The following is a 6,627-nucleotide window of genomic DNA, read 5'->3' on the forward strand; positions in this document are numbered from 1 at the left end:
GAATAGCACTTTTGTAAAAAACTTAAAAAACTAAATACTTGATAAGTACCGTAGGGCATACGGAAACTTCCTAATTAATTTAGGTAAAAGCTTGGAGAGCTACCCAAAAAAAGGGGTTCTAGATATTAAGTGATATTCTAGAATACAACCAATCTCTGGACATCGGCTGACCATGCGCTATCTTATTTAGAGCGATCTGATCATCTCCCCCATCGCACTGAAGGTGAAGCCGTCGTCCTGGAAGAGGTTCCTAAAACAGTCAAACGTATCCTTGATTTAGGCACTGGAAACGGGCGTCTGCTGGCACTTCTGAAAATTGACCGCCCCCATGTCGAAAGTATCGCTATCGATTTTTCGCCCACAATGCTTGACGCTGCTAAACAGCGGTTTGCTGGGGATGAGACAGTAAAAATCAAGGCACATAATTTAGATCATCCCTTGCCAGAGTTAGGTACATTTGACGCAATCGTTTCTAGCTTTGCCATTCATCACCTAACTCATGAACGCAAGCGTTCCCTCTATGCTGAAATCTTCAACTTACTGGAACCCGGTGGTATTTTTTGTAACTTAGAGCACGTTGCTTCTCCCACGCCAGAACTCCATGAACATTTCCGCGCTTGCATGGGGATTGCTGACAAACCCGATGATCCCTCGAATAAATTATTAGATGTAGAAACTCAACTGAAATGGCTACGGGAAATCGGTTATACTGATGTCGATTGTTACTGGAAATGGCTAGAACTGGCGCTTTTGATTGGCAAAAAAAGCATACCATAGAAAAGCGAAAATAAAGTTGTGTGTAGGGGCGGGTTTTACCGATAACCTTTAGTTTTTATCTGATAACTTGACTAAACCCGCCCCTACCGAATGTTCCAGACTTAGCCTGTTAGGTCTGGAACACCCCCATCTCCCCTATCTCTCCTATCAACGGTGAAAAGTCACAAGCATTTACTGGTTCCACACTTCATCAATAGGCGGTGGTTCAGGGGGTAGGGGACGCGATGAAAGGAGCTTTTCGTTCGTTTCTGAGGACTGATTTAAGGTGTGCATCGGATTGTTACCCCGGATAGTTCCCACCCAATTATTTTGATTCTGGGGTGTCAAGGTGGATAAGGCATTGCCTCTATCCAGCAAATAACTCAGATGATGTAACCCTTCACACAATCGGTGTAAATGGGCGCAACGATACTCCGCCGCTTGCCAATCTCCAGCTTCTAGGGCTTCAGCGTATCCGCGCTGTAAAGCTCTAATGAGTCTGAGTTGGGTTTCAATGATGGGATAGTTTAGAGTCATTCCTTTAGCTTATGTTCACAATTTTACCTGGTACATACCCCCTGATGCGAGCTAATCGCTTTGGACTAGGTTTTTATACTGAACGCGGTTCTTACTCTTGAGGAAATACACGAATTTCTCCCTCCTCTCCTATCTCTCATCCTTTTCCCATAAGCGGGGTGTACTTCATCGGCTTGAGAACCACTATATTCTGACTCAATAATAACCCAACAACTATTGGTCATATCAATGATTTGATTAAAGTTATTTTATGGATAAAACATGGTAATTTTATGAGTCTCACCTGTTGCAGGGGAGACGAATACTGTAAGCGAACTCTGGGGATATTACAAATAAGGGATATCAAGTTCTGAAGGCTTGGGCTTAACTTAGGTGTATTTCATCGTTCATGAGTTTATAGGTTATAGCCGGATAATTTTTATCAATTTATCCAAAAATTTAAAAATATCTGATCTATTCTTTGCTCAGAGTGATTTAATGCGGCATAATTAAACAAGTGGGATGGCAAATCTACCATCTTTATTAATCTTAAATTGAATTTCTGATCTCGAATGCAGCGAGTTGTCTTTTGTGACTTCGACGGTACGATTACGGCAGTAGAAACCTTTGCCGGGATGTTAAAGGATTTTGCCCCTGAGTTATCTGCCGAAGTGATGCCCCAACTCTATACCAGACGGCTAACACTACGGGAAGGTGTGCGCCGCATCCTAGAATCAATTCCGTCTTCGCGATATCCGGATATTCTCACCTATACCCAATCTAAACCGATTCGCCCGGGTTTGGTAGAATTACTTGATTTTCTCGACGATCGCGGCGTACCCTTTGTGGTTGTTTCCGGGGGATTGCGCGGTATGGTGGAGACGGTGCTGGCTCGAGAAAAGCGGGGAGGAACGTCGCTGCTCGAACGGGTGGCAGGGGTGTATGCTGTAGATGTGGATACGAGTGGTGATTACCTTCAGCCATTGTCCGAGTTTGAGGGGGATAGGGAACTGGTTGCCAAAGTTCAGGTGATGGCAAAATACCCCGCACAAGAACAGATTGCGATCGGGGATTCGGTGACGGATTTTAATATGGCATTGCACGCCTCTGTCGTCTTCGCCCGCGATCGCCTCAGCCAGTATCTCGATGAACGTCAAAAGCCTTACTTACCCTGGAATGACTTTTTTGAGGTGCGTCAACACCTATCCCAGCTTTGGGGAGAAACCTAAAGAATAGTAGGGCTGTAGGGGCGGGTTTTACCGATAAGATTTTGGCACTGTCCCGAAACTTGACTAAACCCGCCCTTCTCAGGAAATAGGGGGAGAGAGGATTAAGTTTTAAAATGTAAAGTTTTATCAAATAAACTTTGCCAAAACTTTATTGAAAAGCCTGTTCAGCTTCATCGAATTAAAAAAATATTATTCCTATGATGAAATAGTTTAACTCAAAATTTACAAGTGCCAGTGGCATCATGCTCTACCAACAAAACGATCGCGTAAAAATAATCAAAGGTTCTCTCAAAGGTCATACAGGAAAAATCGCATCTTGTAGCCATGAAGGTAGCTATTTTATTGCCAGAGACTTGACCAATCAAAAAACAGATTCATCTAACCTATACGGACCGCTTCTTGGCGACGAAATTTCACCATTAGCCTATTAAAGTGACTTCACTTAGACAAGGGGAAAACAGGGGGAGAAAAAAATCACCCCCTTTATAACTTGGATACTTTTTCCTTCTGACCTAGAGCCCTGGAGCCTTCTGCGATAGAGTTCTAACCAAGGGTTAATAGTTCAGGTTTAAATATCATCGCCAGACCAAAGAACAGCATGAATAGTCCGCCAACCAGTTTCAGCACTCTCCCTTGGTTTTCAGTGAGTCGAGTGGACTTAAACGAATAGATGAAGTTGCCTAAAATCGCCAACAGCGGAATAATGTAAATCACGGCATACAAACCTGTCCACGAGAGATGACACAAGCCAATCGTATCCGAGCAATACTGTAGCAGTGTTGTCATGTAAACAGCAGGCAGAATCGCTGTACAGCCAAGTTCGACAATATTGACAAAGACGGCTAATAAAACAGTCCCGGCTAATGCCCCGAGAAACATTTTGCGATCGCCTTGAGCATTTCTCAGATTTCTGACGATCTTTCCCGCTCGTTTATGTATCGTTGACTGTTGTTTTTCTGAGAGGGATAGGGAGATAGATTTTTTGAACCAAAAATAATCCTTGATATTGATCAAACCTGCCCCGGTAATCAGAATTCCCAGAATCAGCATAAATAGAGTGCCATAGTTTTCCAGAAAGACTGAACCTGCCAAGACCATCAGCATGATAAAGATAAAATACATCACCGCTGACGTGATAATAAAAGTTGTCCCCACCAACGTCATGTCCTTGCGGCTGCGGGTATAGGTGAGTAACGACAACAGAATAACTAAAACCGTAAACGCACAAGGATTAAATCCATCGGCAAGGGCAATAGTAGAGACAAATAGGGGGAAGGGAAGCCCTTGGGCAAAGGTTTTAATTACAGCATCAGGCGTGAGGGCAAGAAACACAAATAGACTGACGATAGTTGTTGCCAGTAACCCGCCAATCCAATACCGTTTACCTTGTCCTTTCTCAAGTTTGTCTTTCAAAAACGGATAACTACAGAGATACCAGAACGGGATTAAAAAGACCTGCCACGGGGGGCTAGTCTGTTGCTGAGTCGTTGGATCAGTTATGGGTAAATTGAGTGGAGATCCGACTTCTGTTTCTATCGCCGCAATAATTTGGTTTTTGTAGCCGATATAAGCTTGATGAACTGGATTGTATTCCAATGGTCCTTCGGCTTCACTATAGCCAATGAACATTTTTTCCCCAATCACCGTCCTGGGAACAGCGCCGGACGAGATTCCCCGGGCTTCTCGGAATTCCTGCCATTCCCTGGGATTGTCGTTGACCTCAATGGACGTAATGTCAACATTTTTATTCTGTTGATCAATATAGGTCATTAAGGGTTTTTGCTTGAGACAATGGGGGCAGGTTTTGCTTTGAAAGAAATAGACATCCACGACATCATCGCCAGCTTGGGCAACGGACTGAAGAGAAGTCACGAATATCAGACCAACCATGATGATAAAGGACAGGAGCACTCGGCGGTACGATTTAACTATCATTTTTTAGCGTCCTTTTTACATGAGGAGAAATTTAGGAGACGATACTTCTACTGTAAATCCATCACCCTGAGAGGATCTGCTCTTAGAAAAAAGACGTAATAGTTCTATCTTGACAGGATGAGCATGATGTTTTGAAGCGGTGGGCAATGCCCACCCTACGATATATCAAGGGTTTTGGCGCTCCCCAAATGCACGCTTTTCAGTGCCATTGATCCCAAAGCTGTATTTCCTGCAAGGGATCAACGGTGTATACCCAATCTGATGAAGTCACCCCTAGGCATGAACTAGGGTACATTTTCCTGGGAACCTTTTGCCCTCTACTATCTGCTTTCTCGTTTGTTCTCTTGGATGCCAATCGCTTATACCCCAGCAATACCAACGGTTTCCAGAGTTCTGTGTTATTGTAAGACATTGTAAATCTGAAGGCTTTCTAAAATCTGTCTAAAGATCGTTGCTGATGGTGTAAAAAAATTGTCAAGATACTGTATAAGTAAGAAAAGCTAATTTTTGAACAAACGTGAAACAGAGGAATCACAATGGTTTACAAGCAACATGAACTCGTGCAAATCACCAAAGGCTCTTTAAAGGGTCACACGGGAAAAATCGCGGCTTCCAGCCATGATGGAATCTACTTTATTCAAGGAAACTGGAATAGTCACGAAACGGGTGCTTCCAATCTGTACGGACCCCTGTTAGGAGACGAAATTACGCCAGTGGCGAACTATTAAGCCTCAACTGCTCCTATAGCAGCAGAGGCGTGACGAATTGGTCATAATTCCTTGATTACCTCGATTAATCTAAACGTTTTCGTTTTCAGACCCCTCGATTTATACAGACAACTGAAAGGGTGTAGCCTAAACCGGGTTGCACCTTTGTCATGTTGAGTTTTATCTTCTCTGGTAATAATCTATTTTAATCAGTCAACACGATTTAACAGTATAGAGTAATAAAATTAGCAATCTTAATCTTTTACTTCAATAAAACTTATGTATAGCTCGTGAACCGAGGCATTTCCTTATCGAACGTGGTAACTTCCAGAAGGGCGGGTTTAGTTAAGTTATCGGTTTGGCGCCATAAGTTATCCGTCAAACCCGCCCCTACACCGCCTGCTCCCCCTGCTTCCCCTGCTCCCCCTGCTTCCCCTGCTCCCCCTGCTTCCCCTGCTCCCCCTGCTCCCCCAGCTCTCTGCTGTCGCCAAGCTTGAAATGTTTCAATCCAGAGTCCTAATCCTAAAGTAAAGACAATTTGCAGATAAGCCGCCAGGATATTGGCATACATAAATACCGAAGCCATCCGCCCCGGTGGATTCCCCTGGGCTTCTAATACCCAACCCAACAAAGCGGGAAACTGCGGCGGATGCGCCCAACCCAGAAATAACTGCCCGAAGCCGAGGATGACAACCAGTACAGAAGGAATCACCAGAATCCAAGCCAGACGCCGTAGCTGGGCTGGTGTTTGAATTAAGTCACTGAATGCGGCAAAAAAAGCCAAGAATGGCAGGAAATTGGCTAAACCGAGGAATGCTTCTGTGGGGTTATAGGCTTGCGTCGCGCTGAAAATTAGCCAAAGACTCAAGATTCCCAGTCCCCAGTTTAGAGGACGCCGAATAATCCGGCGATAGTCTTGCCACCAGGTTCCGATTAAGGCAAAACCCACACCCACAGCCCCCAAAGCGGGAAACCAGGGAAAGATAAAAAATCCGACTTGGGCGCAATTCCAAGCGCCCTGCAAGCGGGGTTGAGGGTGGCGAGTGAGCAGATATTTATCGATTTTTTCCAACACAAGCCAGAGGGCAGACAGCCAAATAAGCTTACTGTAGCAAAATTGTAGACACAACTCTGGGCGGTTGAAACCGCAGCTACACAAACTTGCACCCGCCTTCGCGGGTTTCAAAACATAGTTTTTCCTTAGTCCGCGTAGGCGGACTTTGTTTGTATAGCCGTGATTTCTAATCGCCATAGCTTAAGGGCTGTGGAGCCATGGATACACAACCCCATACACCGCTCAAACGTGCGCTCAAATATTGACAATTGTCCCGTCGGTTGTAGTCCAGTCAACTGCTGCGGGGACAAGCCCACGCAGCTTGTAACTAACCAGAATCTCTGGTCGAAACATACGGCGCATTGACTGACGCCTGCTCTACCGACCCACTTGGAGTAGTAGAGAGAATATAGTCATCCCGAATATTCAT

6 protein-coding genes and 1 pseudogene are annotated in these 6,627 nt (G+C 44.6%); 4 read left to right on the plus strand and 3 right to left on the minus strand.

Features of this window, described 5'->3' with window-relative positions; all coding sequences use genetic code 11:
- Window positions 1-147: 147 nt before the first annotated feature.
- Window positions 148-777: pseudogene (locus tag RIM23_RS05200) on the plus strand (class I SAM-dependent methyltransferase); the annotation flags it as partial.
- A gap of 171 nt (window positions 778-948) precedes the next feature.
- Here RIM23_RS05200 and RIM23_RS05205 read toward each other — a convergent pair.
- On the minus strand, window positions 949-1,293 hold the full coding sequence (locus RIM23_RS05205; protein ID WP_446365066.1) for a hypothetical protein: 345 nt from the start codon (window positions 1,291-1,293) through the stop codon (window positions 949-951).
- A gap of 551 nt (window positions 1,294-1,844) precedes the next feature.
- On the opposite strand from RIM23_RS05205, the gene RIM23_RS05210 reads away from it, so the two are divergent.
- Both RIM23_RS05210 and RIM23_RS05215 read left to right on the plus strand, forming a co-directional pair.
- Window positions 1,845-2,501: an HAD-IB family phosphatase gene (locus RIM23_RS05210; RefSeq protein WP_446365068.1), complete on the plus strand. Its 657-nt coding sequence runs from the start codon at window positions 1,845-1,847 to the stop codon at window positions 2,499-2,501.
- 242 nt (window positions 2,502-2,743) lie between these two features.
- Window positions 2,744-2,932, plus strand: a complete 189-nt coding sequence (locus RIM23_RS05215; RefSeq protein WP_446365070.1) for a hypothetical protein — start codon at window positions 2,744-2,746, stop codon at window positions 2,930-2,932.
- A 112-nt stretch (window positions 2,933-3,044) separates the two neighbouring features.
- Here the strand turns inward: RIM23_RS05215 and RIM23_RS05220 are convergent, their stop codons facing one another.
- A complete protein-coding gene (locus RIM23_RS05220) occupies window positions 3,045-4,373 on the minus strand; it encodes a glutaredoxin family protein (RefSeq protein WP_446365072.1) in 1,329 nt (442 codons plus the stop codon).
- Window positions 4,374-4,972: 599 nt separating this feature from the next.
- Here RIM23_RS05220 and RIM23_RS05225 point away from each other — a divergent pair.
- Entirely contained in the window at window positions 4,973-5,164 is a 192-nt protein-coding gene (locus RIM23_RS05225; protein ID WP_006098246.1) for a hypothetical protein, read from the plus strand.
- Window positions 5,165-5,420: 256 nt separating this feature from the next.
- Here RIM23_RS05225 and RIM23_RS05230 read toward each other — a convergent pair whose 3' ends face one another.
- On the minus strand, window positions 5,421-6,395 hold the full coding sequence (locus RIM23_RS05230; RefSeq protein WP_446365074.1) for a hypothetical protein: 975 nt from the start codon (window positions 6,393-6,395) through the stop codon (window positions 5,421-5,423).
- Window positions 6,396-6,627: the final 232 nt, after the last annotated feature.

Origin of the sequence: Coleofasciculus sp. G3-WIS-01 (assembly GCF_040223135.1) — a bacterium.
Taxonomy (GTDB): Bacteria; Cyanobacteriota; Cyanobacteriia; order Cyanobacteriales; family Coleofasciculaceae; genus Coleofasciculus.

Coding starts and splice junctions, on each gene's coding strand:
- RIM23_RS05205 (WP_446365066.1), bottom strand. CDS start 1,293: ATGACTCTAAACTATCCCATCATTGAAACCCAACTCAGACTCATTAGA.
- RIM23_RS05210 (WP_446365068.1), top strand. CDS start 1,845: ATGCAGCGAGTTGTCTTTTGTGACTTCGACGGTACGATTACGGCAGTA.
- RIM23_RS05215 (WP_446365070.1), top strand. CDS start 2,744: ATGCTCTACCAACAAAACGATCGCGTAAAAATAATCAAAGGTTCTCTC.
- RIM23_RS05225 (WP_006098246.1), top strand. CDS start 4,973: ATGGTTTACAAGCAACATGAACTCGTGCAAATCACCAAAGGCTCTTTA.
- RIM23_RS05230 (WP_446365074.1), bottom strand. CDS start 6,395: ATGGCGATTAGAAATCACGGCTATACAAACAAAGTCCGCCTACGCGGA.